Annotated in this window: 12 protein-coding genes; 7 read left to right on the top strand and 5 right to left on the bottom strand. The window is 42.1% G+C overall.

Features of this window, described 5'->3' with window-relative positions; all coding sequences use genetic code 11:
* The first annotated feature begins 356 nt into the window (after positions 1-356).
* The 6 genes from ACVBDU_RS12725 (at position 357) to ACVBDU_RS12700 (ending at position 13228) form a co-directional block, all read left to right on the top strand.
* Entirely contained in the window at positions 357-3728 is a 3372-nt protein-coding gene (locus tag ACVBDU_RS12725; RefSeq protein WP_447180139.1) for a SusC/RagA family TonB-linked outer membrane protein, read from the top strand.
* 24 nt (positions 3729-3752) lie between these two features.
* Positions 3753-5162, top strand: a complete 1410-nt coding sequence (locus tag ACVBDU_RS12720; RefSeq protein WP_447180138.1) for a RagB/SusD family nutrient uptake outer membrane protein — start codon at positions 3753-3755, stop codon at positions 5160-5162.
* 333 nt (positions 5163-5495) lie between these two features.
* A complete protein-coding gene (locus tag ACVBDU_RS12715) occupies positions 5496-8438 on the top strand; it encodes a M16 family metallopeptidase (RefSeq protein ID WP_447180137.1) in 2943 nt (980 codons plus the stop codon).
* Between the two features lie 37 nt (positions 8439-8475).
* The gene (locus ACVBDU_RS12710; protein WP_447180136.1) at positions 8476-9723 is read left to right on the top strand and encodes a hypothetical protein; all 1248 of its coding nucleotides are present in this window, start codon (positions 8476-8478) and stop codon (positions 9721-9723) included.
* Positions 9717-11324: a S8 family serine peptidase gene (locus ACVBDU_RS12705; RefSeq protein WP_447180135.1), complete on the top strand. Its 1608-nt coding sequence runs from the start codon at positions 9717-9719 to the stop codon at positions 11322-11324. The genes ACVBDU_RS12710 and ACVBDU_RS12705 overlap by 7 nt, the downstream gene beginning before the upstream one ends.
* Before the next feature lie 65 nt (positions 11325-11389).
* Positions 11390-13228, top strand: a complete 1839-nt coding sequence (locus ACVBDU_RS12700; RefSeq protein WP_447180134.1) for a M1 family metallopeptidase — start codon at positions 11390-11392, stop codon at positions 13226-13228.
* 331 nt (positions 13229-13559) lie between these two features.
* Here ACVBDU_RS12700 and ACVBDU_RS12695 read toward each other — a convergent pair whose 3' ends face one another.
* From ACVBDU_RS12695 to ACVBDU_RS12675, 5 genes are all read right to left on the bottom strand, one after another.
* Positions 13560-13913 carry a DUF6520 family protein gene (locus tag ACVBDU_RS12695; protein ID WP_447180133.1) on the bottom strand — a complete coding sequence of 118 codons (354 nt, stop codon included), beginning with the start codon at positions 13911-13913 and terminating at the stop codon, positions 13560-13562.
* A gap of 165 nt (positions 13914-14078) precedes the next feature.
* Entirely contained in the window at positions 14079-15182 is a 1104-nt protein-coding gene (locus tag ACVBDU_RS12690; RefSeq protein WP_447180132.1) for a hypothetical protein, read from the bottom strand.
* Between the two features lie 42 nt (positions 15183-15224).
* Positions 15225-15701: a MauE/DoxX family redox-associated membrane protein gene (locus ACVBDU_RS12685; protein WP_447180131.1), complete on the bottom strand. Its 477-nt coding sequence runs from the start codon at positions 15699-15701 to the stop codon at positions 15225-15227.
* 516 nt (positions 15702-16217) lie between these two features.
* Complete coding sequence (locus tag ACVBDU_RS12680) at positions 16218-16577, bottom strand: hypothetical protein (RefSeq protein ID WP_447180130.1); 360 nt, start codon at positions 16575-16577, stop codon at positions 16218-16220.
* 106 nt (positions 16578-16683) lie between these two features.
* Positions 16684-17034 (bottom strand): DUF6520 family protein, encoded by a 351-nt coding sequence (locus ACVBDU_RS12675; RefSeq protein WP_447180129.1) that lies wholly within the window; start codon positions 17032-17034, stop codon positions 16684-16686.
* A 1669-nt stretch (positions 17035-18703) separates the two neighbouring features.
* On the opposite strand from ACVBDU_RS12675, the gene ACVBDU_RS12670 reads away from it, so the two are divergent.
* The gene (locus ACVBDU_RS12670) at positions 18704-19060 is read left to right on the top strand and encodes an IS630 transposase-related protein (protein ID WP_447180128.1); all 357 of its coding nucleotides are present in this window, start codon (positions 18704-18706) and stop codon (positions 19058-19060) included.
* Positions 19061-19255: the final 195 nt, after the last annotated feature.

Below are 19255 nucleotides of genomic sequence, written 5' to 3'. Positions count from 1 at the left end.
ACTTGTGAACTTTCCTACGGCGTGTATGGCTATAACAGTCATATGTGTATGCGGGTTTGTTATGAGCTAGAACCAGGTTTTTTAAAGTGCTTTCGGATAATAAGGCCCAAATAGAGGGACTATATAACGGCCCCTTCCGAAAGCCCAAATGCCCCCGGTCCGCCCCCCAAAAAAAATTCCCCCCCCTTGAGGGGGGGCAGGGGGGTGTAACCCTAAACCCAAAAGAAAAATATGAAAACATAACTACACTACAAACCACCCAAAACCAAAAAAGAGCCTCCTAAGTTTCTGTTGGCGCATACACTTAGAAGGCGGTAGTCTAACAAAACAACGTTTTATTAAAACAGGACAAAATTATGAAAAATAATTGGGTTAAAGCATGTATAAGCATGACGGTACGTAGCCTTATCCTCGGTATTTGGATATATTCCGCAGCGGTCTTTGCCTCTAAAGGCTCCGGCCAGAGCATTCATAAGGTCTACATCTCCGTAGACCTTAAGGAGGTTACCGTGGCCGCATCTTTAACGGAAATAGAGCACAAGACCGACTTTACCTTTTTCTACGGGCAGGAATTGTTTAAAGATATCGAACAGAAGGTTACCGTTAATGCCGATAACCGGAGTGTAGCGGATATCCTGGAGCAGATCACCAAAGCTACGGGGCTTACCTTCAGGCAGATTAACGGGACTATAGCGGTAAAAAAAGAAGACCCTAATAGTTCCTCTAAAGAAACTTCGTTGATAGAGCAACAACGCGAAGTTAGCGGTACAGTGACCTGGGAGGCTGCTAAAACGCCGTTGGGAGGCGTAAATATTATTGTTAAAGGAACTAGCAGGGGTACTATGTCCGACCCGGATGGGAGTTATACCATAGTGGTTACGGATACGGATGTGCTGACCTTTTCCTTTCTAGGGTATAAGACCGTGGAAGAAGCGGTAAATGACCGTAATATTATAAATATACAACTACAGGAAGATATAACGGCATTACAGGAAGTAGAAGTCAATGCCGGTTATTATACGGTCAAGGAACGGGAACGTACCGGGAGTATTTCTAGGATTACTTCAGAGGATATACAGGATATTCCCTTTACTAACCCATTAGAAGCTTTAGTAGGAAGGGTACCAGGGGTAACTGTTTCTGCTAGTGGAACTCCGGGAACTTTTCTGAAAGTAAGGGTTAGAGGGGAGAATAGTTTAAGGTCGACAGTTGGAGAACCCGTTCCTGGTGCTCCTGTTGGAATAGCTACTGACGGAGGTGCTCCACTTTATATTGTTGATGGACTACCTGTGAATTCTAACTTGATAAATTCCTTGATTTATAGCGGCGGCCTGGATCCACTGGCCAACCTGAACCCCGAAAATATAGCGAGCATAGAGGTGCTTAAGGATGCCGATGCTACCGCCATTTATGGCTCCAGGGGGGCCAATGGCGTGATATTGATCACCACGAAAAAGGGATCGGAGCAGAAAGCGACTGATTTTCAATTCAGCCTGTATCGCGGCTTGGGAAAGAATGCTACCCGTATAGGCTTGCTCAATACCGAAGAGTACCTGCAGATGCGTCACGAAGCCCTGGAAAATGATGGAATTGATCTGGAAACACAACCTCCTTTTCTGAAAGCATTCAATTATCCGGACCTTACCTTTTGGGATCAGGACCGCTATACGGATTGGCAGAAGGAACTCCTCAACGGGACTTCACAGATTACAGATATGCAGGCCAATTTTTCCGGGAGTAGCGGGAACACCTCCTACCGTTTCGGCGGGTCTTTCCACAGGGAAGACCTGATCAACCAGGGAGATTCCTATTTTGCCAGGGTGGAGGGACACCTTCAAATCAGTCATCGTTCAGCAGATAATCGCTTTAGTACGGGAATGATGGTAAATTACGGTCATAACAAACAGGATTTACAGGGAAGTAATCTGATGAATGCTCTTTGGCTCCCCCCTAATGCGCCGCCTCTGTATGATGAAAAAGGCGAACTTAACTGGGCGGTTCACCCGGAAACCGGGCAAGCTACCTGGACCAATCCCTTGGCGGCACTGGCAGCTATAAGTACCTCGGATAACCGAAACCTCATAGCGAACGCTAATCTTGGTTACCGGCTTTTACCAAAGTTGGAATTCAAGCTGAACCTTGGTTATACAGAGAACGCGGGTGAAGAAAACCAGCAAAGCCCTATGGCAGCTTTAGCTCCCAATCAGAGGTACAATTCCGTAACCGGGCAAGGTATAAGACCTTCTTCAAGTTTTGGATATACCCGGCGGCGGGGGATTATTCTGGAACCACAGGTGAATTACTGGCTGGAAATCGGGCAACACCGTTTTGATGTACTTATTGGAGGAACTTATCAACAAAATAAGGATGAACGACTTTCTATTAATGGTTCTGAATATACTGCAGATGCCTTTCTGGGATCCCTTCAAGGAGCAGGGTTAGTGTCATCATCAGTTGATAGTAAAATAGAGTATCGCTATTTGGCAACTTTTGGTCGTTTGGGGTATAGTTTTAAGGACCGTTATATCCTTAACCTTACCGGTAGAAGGGACGGTTCTTCCCGTTTCGGGCCGGGCAAACGCTTTGGTAACTTTGGAGCTGTAGGAGGCGCTTGGGTGTTTTCGGACGAGCCGTGGTTAAGACAGGGATTTCCTATATTGAGTTTTGGTAAACTACGTGGAAGTTACGGAATTACGGGGAATGATAACGTAGGAGACTATTTATATCTTGATTTATATCAGCTTTCAAATATAAATTATGAGAATTTAATGAGTTTTACGCCCAGGCAGCTATTTAACCCGACTTTCCACTGGGAAAGGACCCGCAAACTGGAAGCTTCCCTTGAGCTTGGCTTTTTGGATAACCGTATTATGCTGGAAACGTCCTGGTACCGAAACCGGTCTTCCAACCAACTCATTTTTCGTGTTCTTCCTTTTACAACCGGTTTTTCCGGGATCGTGGACAATTTTTCGGATGCTGTGGTACAGAATAGCGGCTGGGAGTTTATGTTAAGGGGAGAGCCTGTCCGCCAGGCAGATTTTGGCTGGAACATTTCGTTTAACCTAAGTGTAAACCGTAACAAATTAGTCGTCTTTCCGGGAATCGAAGATTCGCCTTATGCCAAAATATACCAGGTGGGAGCTCCCCTTTCTATACTACGATTGTATACTTCGTTGGGGGTAGATACTGAAACCGGGGTGCATCAATTGCTGGATGTGGATGGAAACAGTGTTATTAATGATGATGATAGACAGTTTAATGCCTTTCAACCGGACTTTATGGGGGGACTTAGCCAGCGGCTACGCTATAAAGGGTTGGAACTCGATATGCTTTTCCAGTTTAGCCGACAGCCTGGACGATATTTTCCTCCGGCAATGCCGGGAGCAAGGTCTAACCAACCTGAAATGGTTTTAAGGCGTTGGCAACAGCCGGGAGATATCACAGATATTCAAAAGTACTCTATCCAGGCATTAGCTGGTTCTTATTTTCAAGTGACAGATAGTGATGCAGATATAGAGGACCAATCTTTTATTCGACTCAGGACTTTGGGATTGTCCTATCATTTTCCTCAGCCCCTGATGGAACGAATAGGTGTTAAACAACTGCGTCTGTTTGTAAGGGGACAAAACCTGTTGTTGTTTTCCCGGGGTAGTGTGCCCGACCCGGAAACCGGTTACCTAACCCCGCCCCTGCGAATGATTACTACAGGTTTAGAGTTTACTTTATAAAGTATAAATAGATAAAATAAAGATATGAAAAATTTATTGTTTTTATATAGAAGATGGTTCTTTTGTCCATGGATGTTTTTGGGGCTTTTTTTTAGCTGTGAATCTGTACTGGAACTGGAAGCACCTTCGGAAAACTTTGTGGATCGACAGACCGTATTTTCCGATGTTGAAGGAGCCGAAGCGACAGCCAGGGGGATGTATGCGCAGATGATTCATTCGCAACATACTTTTTTTACAAATATTGGGGGATTAAATATATTGGGCGGGATGTCTTCAGACGAACTTACCCATCCATCTCAATTCTATACTGAATTGCTACAATTTGAACAAAATCTTCTGATGGCGGATAACAGCATGATTGAAAGGGCATGGCAGAGCCTTTATCGGTCGGTGTATTCGGCCAATCTGCTTTGGGAAGGCCTGAATACTTCTGGGCTGGATGAGGGGCTTGTATACAGGTTACAAGGGGAAGCACTTTTCGTAAGAGCCTTTTGCCATTTCTATCTGGTCAATCTCTTCGGGGATATCCCGGTGGTGTTGACAAAGGATTACCAAGTAAATGCCAATATTCCACGTTCAACAATGGCCGATGTATATGCGCAGATAGAAACCGATCTCTTGCAAGCTAGGGAGTTATTGGACTGGGATTATGCAGGGGAGCGTACCCGACCCAACAAAGGAGCTGCTACGGCTTTGTTGGCAAGGGCTTATCTCTTTATCGAAAACTGGGAAAAGGCAGAGGACATGGCTACGGAAGTACTGGGACAGCCCCAGCATTATGAATTGGTAGGGCTGGAAGAAATTGTTCGGGCAAATAATAGGGAAGCTCTGTGGCAATTTCACATATCAAGTATGTCAGCTGAAGTGTCTACTCCGGAGGGAAATTCTTTTAGGAATATGTTTACGTCGCATTTATTTAACCCTTTGCGAAATGATTTTTTTGATTCTTTTGAAGATGGAGATATTAGGAAAGAAGAATGGATATTTCAACATAGTTCTGGTAGATTTTTGCCCAATAAATATAAAAGAAACGTATTTGGAGGTTTTGAATTACCTCTAGAATACACTACAGTACTTCGGTTAGGGGAAGTTTATCTTATTCGTGCCGAAGCCCGTGCCCATAATGGTGATTTGTCTGGTGCTATAGCTGATCTGGACGTTATAAGAGGACGTGCAGGTTTACCTTTACTTTCCGATACCAATCCGGGTATTAGTCAGATTGAGTTGTTAAATGCCATAATGAAGGAACGGAAAGTGGAACTTTTTACCGAATGGGGGCATCGCTGGTTGGATTTAAAGCGTATAGGCAGGGCCCTAGATGTTCTGTCACCACTCAAGCCCGGATTTACCGAAGATGATCTGTTGTGGCCCATTCCCCAAAAGGAAATCAATAATAACCCGGCCTTGAGAGGACATCAGAATCCCAGTTATTAAACCGGTTTGGGAGCAAAAAGCCTGACGAAGAAAGTCCTCTCTTGAGAGGGAATTTAGGGGTATGTTATGTAAATACACTTAAAAGCTCGTACCCGACAATTGTCCTGATCGCTGGTCACAAATAAAGAATGAGTTTGCCTCCTCCTTTTAGCCTTATTTTTAAAAATAGGATAGTTATTGACCGCTGAAATAGAATTAGAATACAATGACTGCGGGGGAAGCGAGTGATGGACTTTTTTAACAAAATAATACTGATAGCTGCCCCTAAGGTATCCCTTTGGGAAAAATTTTATAAAACTTTTCCGGGCATTTATTTACAATAAATATACACAGATGAAAAAATTATTTTTAACTCTTGTTTTACCATGGTGCTTGCTTTTTATGGGCTGTCAGGCTCCGGCCCAGGACATACCCCTGCCCATGGATACTGAACTAATCAGTGGAAAATTGGAAAATGGTTTCCGTTACTATATTCGAAAGTTGGAGGATATGAACAACAGAGGTAAAATACAAGTCGGTTTGGTAGGTCGTATGGGATACTGGCTGGAAGACGAGAAGCAGGTTGGCCTGGCTCATTTGATAGAACATATGATTGTACTTACCGAACATTCCCGCTATGATAGTATTAACGCCAAGGAATGGCTGCACGAAAACAGTATTGTAGGTGGTAGAGCTGCCACGTATCCAGATAAGGTTTCTTATGTGAATACACTTTTCCGTGAAGAATTTTTAGATGCGTATTTAGAACATACACGTGCGATAGCTTGGGATTCTCTCATTCAGAAAAACCTTTTGGATACAACAAAAGTCAACATTTCAGGAAGACAAACTGTTTTGCAGGAATCAAGGGGGTGGTGGTCCGTTGTTCCACGTGATAAAATGTACTATCTGATGTTTGGAACGCCAAAATACTCTAACACCAACATGGTTCCGGACCGTATTTCACTGGAAGTCAATAATATTAAAACTTTTGATGTGAGAGATTTAGAGAGGTATTATAGGGACTGGTATCGTCCGGATATGGAGAGCCTAATCGTCGTGGGGGACATCCCGGACGTAAAACATCTGGAATCTCGTATTAAGGAATTGTTTTCCAATTTGAAGATGCCCAACACTCCAAAACAAAAATCGTTTAAAGATTATTTAAAAGGGCTTAATGTGAATTTGCCCGGAACAAAAAGGGTATTATCGGTTCATGATGCTAATAATGATAAAATGCAAGCTAGGTTTTACTTTTTGAAAACCTCTCCGGTACTGGAAGGTAAAGCAACTACTGAAGGACAATTTAAAAATGAACTCTTGAGTAATATCTATCAAGCTTTAGTAAAAAACAGACTTAATCTTTTAACCTCAACATTTCGCTATAAAGGATTATTAAATGAAAGTTCCGATTTTGCTTTTAGCTCTGTACCAAGTGCCGCAGTAGGTTATTTTACATTTTCCATTCCAATTGAAAATCATAGGAGTTTAAGAACGAATCTGGAAACTATATATATAGAATTGGAACGTATAGCGCGTTATGGGCCTACGGAAATCGAATTGAGATTGCTTAAACAGGATATTCAACTCAGAGAGGAAAACAAGTTATTAAGTGGTATAAGTACTCAAATATATGCAGACGCCATAGAGAATCACTTTATATATGGAACTCCTGTCATGGACCCTAAGGCTAGAACTCTCCTTTTAAAACGTCAATTATTAGATGTCAACGTGAATGACATTCAAAAGTATGCCCGGTCGGTCATGGATTTTCCAGACCAGGTATTAGGTTTTTTTTTACCAGAAGGAGCAAGCTCTGAAGGATTACCCTCTGATATAGAATTGAAATCGTGGTTGAAAGAAGTGCATAACAAGGAAATTTCTCCCCTAAAAGAAAGTGATTTTAAGGCCTCAGAAGTTCTCTTGACACAAGAAGAAATTCACGGATTATCTACCGGTATTGCTTATAAAGAAACCAAAATGGCAACGAAAGGAGCCACACGCTTACAATTACAAAACGGACTGACGGTTATTTTAAAACCATTAATAGGCTTAAAACCCCAGCCGGGCCAGCCGGATATCGCCTTAACAGGGATTAGCCGCTTAAAGGCATCAGACTTTAAAAAGCGAAGGGATTATGTGGAGACCTTGAAATCGGCTTCCCTGGTACAATATATCGGAGCTGGTGAATTTGACAAATTTGCTGTAAAACGCTATACGGAACAACATAAGCTTGGGCTTTCTTTTGGAGCAGGTTCAGACCGGACTACTATATCCGGTAGTGCAACAGCGGGAAAAGAAGAACAGTTATTACAGCTCATTTACCTGTATCTTTCCAAAGCGGGAACAAGCAAAGAAGCATTTGAAAGCTGGATGAGCCAGGAGTTGATGAGTTCAAATGATAGTAAAAGTAATCATCACTCTGAAGATTTTTTAAGTAAAGTAAGAAAATTGTTTGAAGATGGACAAAAGAATGGTGCGGTGGAGCCGAACGTTTCTGGGGAAGAATTATCTCAAATTGACCAGAAGAGAAGCTATAAACGTTTTCAACAGTTGTACAGTCCTGAAAATCTTACCATGGTCATTACAGGGAATTTTAACGAAGAGCTCATTAAGCCCTTAATACTTCGGTATTTGGGGAACCTTCCGGAAAATTCCCCCGATAAAACTGAGTTAAATGAGGAGGATTTGGGGCTAAGTAAGGAAACCGCTCATTGTTTCGTCCAAAGTGGAATTGACACTACTTGGTATAACGGAGAAGAAACTAGGATATATATGGGGTGGGAAGGAGAAATTGCCACGCCGGAAGATATTGTAAAGCTGGAAATTTTGGAACTTGTAATTCATGCAGAGCTTTTTAGACAAATGAGCAAGATGGATTACAAATTTCCCTCAGTCACATTAAGACTTTACCCAGGTGATTGCTTCACATTTTTTATTGTTTATAATCCTGAACTTGGAGCTATTCAGGATATAGAAAACATTATAAGGAAAGTAATTGAAGACCAGAGATTAAACCTTAAGACCACAATAATATTTGAAAACTATAAGAAAACTCTGGAAGAGAAATATCAAAATGGATATAGCTTCGAATCCCAAAGTCCTTTAGGTATGGGGGAATATTTACTGGAAATGGAAGGGGGGAGTCCGGGGCCAAGAACTCAGGCGTATCAACGACTGAAAATGCTGGAGAGCATCAATCCGGAAGCTGTACGGGAAGCTGCTATTAAATACTTAGGGGAAGAAAAAATAAATATCATTCGTAGCCTTTCGGAAAAAGATAGCTCCTATCAATAAAAATAATTTCAAAAAGACCCAAAAACAGAAATAAATTATGCATAAGAAAAATAGAATATCGAGAAAAATATTCGGTCTATGTGCCTTAGTGTTCATGACAGGAAGTATGTCGGTTTCAGGGCAAAATATAACCACTAATTCAAAGGAGGAAATTATAGAAATGGTTGAGAGATTTAATAATCCTCCTAACCCAATGAATCCGGTGGAACAAATGGTATATGATAACCGCTTTGATTGGTTTGAAGCCGATAGAGAGCCAGATTGGATAAAAATCAAAAATGGGTTTTTAAAAAAATATCCGGAGATGAATATTGATAGTTTGACAGTCAGAACCAAGTTTTCTTATTTTTCCTTCCTTGATGATAGTGAAAATAGGATTAAAGCCTTGGCATATCTGGCGAATGAATATGGAGAACGTTGGCTCCCGGATGATTTGACTCGTTATGCCCGTGACGTGATCCGGTTTGATTTTGGACATGATCAAGATGCCCTGCGTTGGACTCAACTTGCCCTTGAAAAATTAAGAAGAGAACACCAAATCCAAACGCAAGAATCGGGAGGGAGTTATATTGAAGAAAAGCGGCATACTCTATCCAGGATACTGGCCAAATTGGGCCAAAAGGAGGAAGCACTAAAGTATATTGCCGAAGCAATGCCTTATTATTCATTGGATGGATTGTATTTGGAATTAGATGGAACCTATGGAAGAGGACTGTTTAAAAAGCGTGCTATTAGTGATCTGTTTGAAGTTTTAACGGATCGGGGTAGATGGCTGGATATCGCACAAAAGGAGGCTCTTTATAAGGGGAAGGTCGATTTTTATAAGGATAAAATAAATTGGCACCGGGTACGCGACCAGTACTTGCTAAAGGAGTTTCCTCCAAGAGAAGCAGATAGCCTGATGTATTTGGGGGCAATGTATTACTATGTATCCTATGTGAAGGATACTTTAGCCTGGGCTAAACCTTTTGTAGAATATGCAGAGACCTATGGTAATATCGATGTTACACATAAAAACCAGCATGCTTGGGAATTGTTTAAAAAAAGTGATCAGCCAGAGATACTGAAGAAGGCTCTTAAATGGAGCAGTGAAGTTCTAAATGAAAAGAATAATCCAAATCGCTATGCTCATCTTGATACTTATGCCAATCTGCAATATAAGTTAGGAAATAAAGCGGAAGCTATGGAATCGATAAAAGAGGCGATATCCCTTGCTCCAGATACTCAGAAAGCAGCCTTTATAGAAACCAGAGAAAAAATGAAAAAAGGGGAAAAGACATGGTAAGGGTTTTAAATAAAACTGTGGTAAAGAATATACGCTGCTGTTGTTTGGTTTTTTTGATAGGCTACAGTCCTATTTACGCGCAGCAAATTAAAAGTCAGGATAGCATTCCCCAAAACTGGCATCTCCTAGATCCGGAGCAAAATGGGGTGTATGGTATCAGTATAGAAAGAGCCTATCGTGAACTGCTGCCTGGCAAAACCGGAGATACGATAGTGATAGCAGTGATTGATACGGGCATTGATACTTTGCATTTGGACCTTCGTCCTGTATTGTGGCGGAATAAACGGGAACAAGGAAAAGATCAAGATGGAAACGGGTATAAGGGTGATTTTTGCGGCTGGAATTTTTTAGGAAATGTAAAAAACAACTCCCTCGAATATAAACGCCTGTATGCTCTTTGGCATTTAAGGTTTAAAGGAAAATTCCTAAAAGAAATTTATAAAAGGGATAGGAAAGAATATAATGTATGGCAGGAGATTGAGCAACAAGTCAAAGAGGATTCACTTATGTATATAAACGCTGTAAGGAAGGCAATATCTCAACACGAAGAAGCAGACCGGAAAATCCGAAAGAAATTGGGAAAGGAAAGGTATACTTCGGAGGATCTGAAACAGCTGGATGACGCACTATTAATGGAAACACTCTTGTATCGGGAACTGCGATACAGCACAAGGTATAAAGATAACCTCGAATTGTTAAGAAAGACAAAGGAACAAGGTAAAGGGGTTGAGGAGTATTGTTATTACTATACCTATAGCCAAGATGCAAAGCAAAGAAATCAACTTCGTGAGGCTGACGAAAACAATTTCAAGCAGCGATATTACGGAAATAATAATGTGATGGATGTATCTGGGCACGGAACCCATGTAGCAGGGATTATTGGAGCAGTTAGGGAAAATGGATTGGGGATAAACGGAATTGCGAATAAAGTGAAGATCATACCCATCCGTATAATTAATGCTTTTGATGATGAACTGGATAAAGACATAGCCATGGCTATCCGTTACGCGGTGGATAACGGGGCAAGGATCATCAATATGAGTTTTGGCAAGGAGTATAGCCCACACAGGAAGGAGGTGGAAAAGGCCATCCGCTATGCGCTTAAAAAAGATGTGCTGCTGGTCAATGGTGCCGGGAATGATGGGGCGAATATTGATACGGTACCGCTTTATCCAACTTCCAGGTACTTAATGAAAAACAAACGATTTCCCAATATGATCACCGTGGGGGCAAGCGGTCCAACACGGGATGATCTTATTCTCAATGTGTCCAATTACGGTTCGGAAGGGGTTGATGTTTTTGCACCCGGGAAAGGAATTTACAGTACTATACCGGGAGGTGGTTATCAGCAGCTAAGCGGAACCAGCATGGCCTCGCCCGTGGTGGCGGGTATAGCTGCTGTCCTGCGATCGTATTTCCCTCAGTTATCTGCCAGGCAGGTGAAGCATATTATAGAAACAAGTGTCACACCCATTGACTTTCCCGTAGCCCCTCCTAACCCTTGGAGACAAGAGGTAGAAGAAGTAAGGATGAAGGAACTATGTAAAACCGGGGGAATTGTCAATGCTTATAAAGCGATACAATTGGCAAAAGAATTATGATAAAAGACAATAAAACGAAAGGATGGCCGCTGCCTGCGATCGTATCGAAATATAAAAGGTATTGCATGAGAAGATTTGTTGTGGTATGTGCTGTCCTTCAGGTCAGTTTTAATATAAAAGCACAAATAAGTCAGCCTGGCACTTCCTGTTATTGGCAGCAGCATGTGGACTATACGATGGCTATAGACATGGATGTGGAGAACTACCAGTATACGGGAAAACAGGAATTGGTATATACCAATAACTCCCCGGATGTGTTGGATCGGGTTTTTTATCACCTGTATTTTAATGCCTTTCAACCCGGTGGTGAAATGGATCATCGTTTACGGGCTCTTTCACCTTGGGATAAACGAATCAATGAACTACAACCGGATGAAACAGGGTATATAAAAGTACATTCTTTGGCACAGGATGGGGAAGCAATACGTTACGAAATAAAAGGCACCATTTTGGAAGTAAGTCTCGCAAAACCTTTAGCGCCCGGAACCGCTGCCAGGCTGGTTATGGATTTTGAAGGGCAGGTGCCTCTCCTGATAAACAGGGCCGGGAGAAATAGTGGGGAAGGCGTGGCGTTGTCCATGACACAATGGTATCCCAAGATGGCCGTATACGATATGGAGGGCTGGCATGCCGATCCCTATCTTGGCCGCGGCGAATTTTACGGGGAATGGGGCAATTTTGATGTAAAAATCACCATGGATAAAAACTATATATTGGGCGGCACAGGATACCTCCAAAATGCGGATGAAATAGGATATGGCTATGAAAAGAAAGGAACCCAGGTAAAGCGTCCCAAAGGGAAGAAGCTCACCTGGCATTTTGTGGCCCCTGACGTACACGATTTTGCCTGGGCGGCAGACCCGGAATACATCCATGATGTGCAGGAAACACCAAGCGGTACTATACTACACTTTCTGTATAAGAATGATCTGGAGATTATCGAAAACTGGAAGAAACTCCAGCCCGAAACAGCCAGGTTTCTGGATTATTATAACAGGAATATAGGGCCTTATCCATGGAAACAGTACTCGGTGATACAGGGAGGAGACGGAGGCATGGAATATGCCATGTGTACATTAATTGCCGGTCAAGGGAATTTTGAAAGCCTGGTGGAAGTAACCGCTCACGAATTGGCACATGCCTGGTTCCAGCATGTGCTGGCTACTAATGAATCTAAATACCCCTGGATGGATGAGGGATTTACTAATTTCATTACGGACATGGCTATCAACGAGGTGATGGAAAAAAATGAAGCTAATCCCTTTAAAGTGGCTTATGGTTTATATTATGCCCTGGTGGGAGGCCAGGAGCAGCCGCTAACTACTCATGCCGATCGCTATATAACACATAATTCATATACTTTTTCAGTATATGGAAAAGGAGCGGTATTCCTGGTCCAATTGGGATATATCATCGGGCAGGATAATCTGATGAAGGCTTTACGCAAGTATTATGAAGACTTTAAATTTAAACACCCCACTCCCAACGATTTTAAGCGGGTTGCTGAAAAAGTATCCGGGTTTCATCTTGACTGGTACCTTACGGACTGGACAAAAACCACGAATACTATCGATTACGGTATAAAAGAAGTCACTGAAGAAAGAAACAAAACCAAAGTAACCCTGGAGCGTATCGGACTTATGTTTATGCCTGTAGACGTAATGGTAACATACAAAGACGGTTCCCGTGAAAGTTTTTACATTCCGTTGCGTATGATGAGGGGAGTAAAAGAAAATCCATACCCTAACCTGGAAAGAACGGTACTTCCCGATTGGGCCTGGGCTTATCCAACCTATGATTTTATTATCAACAGAGCGAAAAGCAGAATAAAGACAGTAGTTATAGATCCGTCAGGACTTATGGCTGATATAGATAAGGCTAATAACCAAACAGTACTTGAATGATATATCGATTTTGCTTTTATGTTGTCGTTAATCTTTGTTCACATAAAGGAATAAGTCGTAAATTTTCACAAATGAAATTAAAAATGAATATTGCTATTCAAAATAGACAAGAGTTTGTTTAGACTAGTTGTAATTGATAAAAATGGTCTTTTAACTTCGAGAAAAATTTTGAGTAGAAGTGTGAAAATTAAAAGAAAGGACCACCTTGTACTTAAGGCGGTCCTTTCTAAAAAATAGGACTATATTACTTTTTATTGAACATGGATTTTTCGCATGTTCAATGGATATCAATAATGTTCCTATAACGTATTAGAATACAATACGTATACCCTTAACGACGATCTGTGGGACGTACTTCTAGTATAGTAACTTGAGGTATTGCGGTTAACACTGTCTGGGTAGGTAGCTTAAGGGAAGGGCTACAGGATGATTCTGGACTAACAAATCCTGGTCCCTGATATCCTAAAACATTTGTATTTACTCCACTTACGGGGATTCTAACCACACAGGGGAATTGCCCCTCTGTATCGCAAGATACATTAGTTGGGACACACGACCACACGTCAGGGTTTACGCTTGTCTTGCCTCTAACATGAGCTATTTCAGGAACAAATGCTGAGGCTATAGCACTGCCAATAGCAAATACTAGTACAAAGCCTCCCAATAAAAACTTTTTGATTTTCATAATAAATGGTTTTAAGATTAAACATGATTTGCCTACTTTGGTTTATCCAGGTGTTCGGCTTGGTCCTGGACTCTTTTACCGGTAAAGAGAGTATTGTTATTTTTTTTAGTTTCTAGTGATGTGCCATATAATAATATTTCACCTGCTCTCTTGTAAATTCTCGGACTATTCTACTTCTGCCATAGAAGAGTCGGATAGAGATATTTGAGGAAGCCGATATACTATCAGGTATTGGTCGTGTATGGCGAGCAATTGGTTTCCTATAACCCTAAAACCGCTAATGTCTTTGTTTTTGTATCTCGGCAGGTAAAAACTGTATTTATAGTTGCCGCTATTGAGATCATAGACATCTATAACTATGTGGTTTTTAAAATCTTCTTTATTCTCGTTCCTCGCCAACAATGCAGACTGTATAAAAAGATGATTCCCGGATACGGCACTCATTCTTTGGGTTACTGCCGGTTGGGAGGTAAGGTTATAAGAATTATCTGAGTCGATTTTGTCTACTTTTACCCGGGCTATACTTATGGTGTCCAGTGTATTATGTCTATGAAGTAGATTCAGTCCCTTGTCCATGATCACAAACTGGTTGCGGTAGCTATAGAGGTAGACAATCTTTTGCAATTCCTTATTATAGTGTAGCATGCCATCCAAAGAGAACATTCCGTCTACCTGCTTTTGGAGAATGTCCGTATTAGGCTTGAACTGCGGTTCCTTTTCCTGTAACAGGGCCAGTGCATAAGATTCCTGGCTTTTGCTAAAATAACGTATGGCAAAAGCGGAAGAGTCTATGGACACGGCATCGGTATAGAAGGCCAGTTCGGATAGAAAATGCCTTGCACGCCATTCGTCAACCTTTCCTCTCATCAGCGCAGGGTGTACCCCATGGGTCATATAGAAATATGGCGGTTCCACCTCGGTTCGAAACATTTTTGGCGATACAACACTGTCCAGTTCTTCCAGATACAACCTTATATGTTGGGTATCTTTTAACTGCCGGTTCATCCGCACCAGGTGTATAGGGTTGGTGTAATTGCTGAGAAATGCCTCGTCCTCCGTGAGCCCGGAAATATAATAGGAATTTACCCCCAGGTCCAGTACATTCTGTGGGGTTAGCGTTTTTTCAGCTATAAAGTCCCTGGAAAAGCTACCCCGGTAAATTTCCCGGTTACTTAAGGGGGAAAGGGCATACAGGCTTACGAGTGCCAGTACTATACACAAAGTGCTGAGCAGTAGAAGGATCAGGCGTTTTTTTGCGTTGTTTTTCATGATTCGGGGATATATGGGATTAACAGTTTTTTCTTGGAAATTTTAAGCCATAACATATTTTCCGTAGGGTTCTTTACGATCGGTATACAGGAATATGCCCAGTATGGCAAGCAGGGTAAAGCCTATGTTAAAAATAAGGTGCTCCGTCCAGCCCATATTATTGAGGATCCCACCGCAGGAACAGGGGACATGGGGGCTGAAGTTCAGCACAATAATAATATAGCCTGTAAAGGCAAACATCAGGCAAAAGGAAGCATAGAGCCCCGTAAGGCGAAAACGGGGGATAAAGAGCAGTACCGCTACCAGGATCTCTGCCAAGGGTATTCCCCAGGCAATCCCCCCCGCAATTTTTGCTAATAAAGTTGATTTGGACAATTCCACATGAAACTTCTGGTAGTCTATCAACTTATTAAGAGCTGCATATAAAAACAGGAACATAAATAAATAGCAGATAATTTCAACAACAATAGTCCTTTTTTTTACAAAAAAACGAGGTATGGCTAAGATTATACGTTTCATTTTTATAGTTTTTTAGTACCGGAGTTTTGGAGTTTTCGGGTTTATAGTTACATGTTACAGGTTGTATATTTGGGCATGCCTGAATATGGTTGCTTTTTTTCGAACCTGTCAAACTTCGCTAACCAAAAGATGGATATAAAACCATGATACGGAGCTTATTGTCGTCCGATGAGCTTTTAATGGCGGAGGTATAAAAGTGTTAATGGAATTGCAGCAGGTTGCAGGAAGGCTGCTGTTTTTTTTCGGGCTAAAGAGATTGTGGGTTTCATATCGGGTAGCTTTGCAGATTGTTATATTTTTTTCAGGCCTTTATCGTTTTACATGATGTCTTTTTCGTTAGGGCGCAAATATGTTAGTTTTACAAGGATAAAATTACAGGCTTAAAACAGGAAGCGGGTAGGGGTTTTGGATACTTTTGGTAGGGATTACACCACCCCGCTATATCTTGGATATTTTTCATCACTTTTTGGCTCTATAAGCTGTTCTTTTTACATATGTTGAACGAATAGTAATACCTTAACGAAGGTCTGGATACCATATCTCCAGAATAGTAACCATTGGAGTGCTCGCGACTGCTCCATGGGTATATTGCCGAAGAGGAATGACACATGCCGTTTCTGGACTAATAAATGCTGGTCCCTTATAAGCTAAAACATTTATATTCATACCATTTACAGGTATCATTACCATACATTCAAATCTACCTTGATCACTACAATAGTAGGCATTATCGATTGGTACACAGGCCCACACGTCCGGATTTATACCTATTTTACCCCTAACATGAGGTAGTTCAGGAGCAAAAGCTGAGGCCACGGCACTGCCGATGGCAAATACCAGTATAAGGCCTCTTACTAAGAATTTTTTGGTTTTCATAATAAAAAGGTTTTAAGATTGGATATGGTTGTTTGCTTATTTTGGTTTATCCGGATGTTTAGCCTGGCTATAGGCTTTTTTCTTAACAAGGAATAGTAATACAACATTAACGAAGGTCTGTGGGTTTTACCTCCAGAATAGTAATTGCAGGAGTTGCATTTAGTATTCCAGGGATGGGGCGTCGAAGCGGAATAATGCAGGATGTTTTCGGGCTTACAAATCCTGGCCCTTTATAACCCAAAACATTTGTATTTACACCACTTACAGGTATTCTTACTACACATTCGAATGAGCCTTGTTCATCACAAAATACATTGGTTGGCACACAGGCCCACGTGTTCGGTTGGGCTATTTTGCCCCTGACATGGACTCGTTCAGGTTGAAAGGAAGAAGCTATGGCACTGCCAACGGCAAATACCAATATGAGACTTCCTACTAAAAATTTTTTAGCTTTCATAATAAAATGGTTTTTAGATTAGACATGGTTGTTTGTTTATTTTGGTTTATTCCGTTGTTCGGCCTGGTGGCCCCGGGGCTTCTTCTATAGATAGTAAAAATCCAATATATCAGCCCTTTTCCATCCGGGAAATGCAGGATGTCGGTTTATGGAAATAAAATTAATAGGTATGAAAAAGAATAGGGTACGGAGGGGGCGTATTCTTGGTATGTAAAACCCGTATGTTATTGTTTGGCCACGGATGGACTGGAGGGTTCAGGGTTCAAGTTACAGGTTCCAAGAACAAAGCGAGGCGGCTGAGTGTTCCGGCTCCGCCGGAATGTATCGAAGCCTCGGGTTCCGGTTTTGAGCTATAAGCGAAGGCACTGAGTTTCGCCCAAAGGCGGAAGTATATCGAAGCCCAACCCCCAACTCCAAGCTTCCAGCTTCCAGCTCCCAACTCCCCAACTAACAAGCACCCCGGAAGGAGGCGGAACGGCCGTGGTGGTTATTACGGGATTGAATAATAACCTAACGGGCAATCTGCAAGAAGATGGAGATGGGGCCGTTCTGCCTTTGTCCCGGAGGATTGCGCAGGGGAAGCTAAGATTAACCATGAAAAAGTTAATATTTGCTTTAGGAATATGGGTGTTTAGGTTGTTTATTTCATTGTTTTGTAAAAGCTGTAAGGCAAGGCGAAAGGAGGAGCGGCCCGAATGCTGTTACCTCAGGCAGCAGCACCCACCTAAATCTACCCCTAGATTATAGAAGAACAGGACCATCCCCACCTGCGCCTTGTTTACTTACATCGCGTTTGATTTGAAAAATTACTTTAATCTTTTATTCTTCCTGTCCGGGCCTACTTTATTTCCCGGAAGCTTGCAGTAAAATTAAGAGGGAACCGGGGGAATGTAGTAAGGGATTTTTATACTTTTGGTAAGGAGAAGCCTTTTTGGGAGATGGGAGCTCGGAGCTCGGAGTTTTGGAGTTTTGGAGTTTTGGAGTTTGGAGTTGGAGGGATTATTTCTTTGTTGCAGGTTCCAGTTCCAGGTTTCATGAAGAACAAAGCGAGGTGGCTGAGTGTCCCGGCTCCGCCGGGATGTATCGAAGTCCCGGGTTACAGTTACAAACTTAGGTCCCTGAGCCCTTCGATAAACTCAGGATACCCGCCTGTGACGGGCACGAACTAAAGCCGAAGGGCACTCTCCGTTTTTTCCCTCCCTTTAGGGTTGGGGTAAGGAAAAAACGCACGTCCTCTTTTTCATTCCCTCTGTTTTCTTTATTTAGAGTGCTCCCTTTGGGCGATGCAATTATCGGGGCGGTCAAATTTTGACCAGCCCGGACTTTGGCGTATATACTCAAACATTTGCGCTTATCCTACGACCCGGGATTTCAAACCCTCCCCCCGTTGCTTCGCTCGGGTACCTCCCTTCTCCCGATAATCATCGGGATGAAGGGAGGAGCTTTTTTGTTTTTCTAAACTTACTTCTTTTTTAGTCAATTATAACACTAACTAAATGACATTGCTCTACCGGGGCTTCGATACATCCCGAACATAGTTCGGAACACTCAGCCACCTCGCTTTGTTTTTTGCCTGCAACCTGCAACTTTATAACCTGGAACTTGCAACTTGGAACCTGCAACTGACTACGCCTGAAATAGGTTGCCCTATTTCGCGAGATTATTAACTATGGAAGAACATGGATTACGCCGAGTCTTCGACTTGGGATTAAAACTAGATTTAGTTGGTCAAATCGAGAAGGGTCACTTAAAAGTATCAGAAGTATGTAAGCTCTATAGAGTAAGTCATACGTCGGTATATAAGTGGTTGTATAAATATTCGGATATTTACCAAAAACAAACTCGTGTTATTGTGGAAAATAAGAGTATAGGTAAGAAACATAAGGAATTACAAGGCCGTATCGAGGAACTGGAACGTACTTTGGGTCAAAAGCAAATGCGCATTGATTATTTAGAGAAGTTGATGGAGGTGGTCTCAGATCGGATGGGGGAGGATATTGAAAAAAAGAACAAAGGGCTGTCTTAGAATGGTTTCGTTGTCATGGGTCGGCTCATCGGTATAAGATGCAATCTTTATATGAGATGGTAGGTATAAGCAAACAGGGGCATTATAAGCAAGTGCGTGCCCACCAGGAACAACTCCGGGTTAGGAATAGTGTTCTGGAAGGCGCAAGGGAGCTTCGTAAGGGCCATCCTCGGCTGGGTTGTAGGAAGCTCTATG

The sequence above is a fragment of the Sinomicrobium endophyticum genome (genome assembly GCF_052983315.1).
This window is presented reverse-complemented; position numbering and strand designations above follow the sequence as displayed.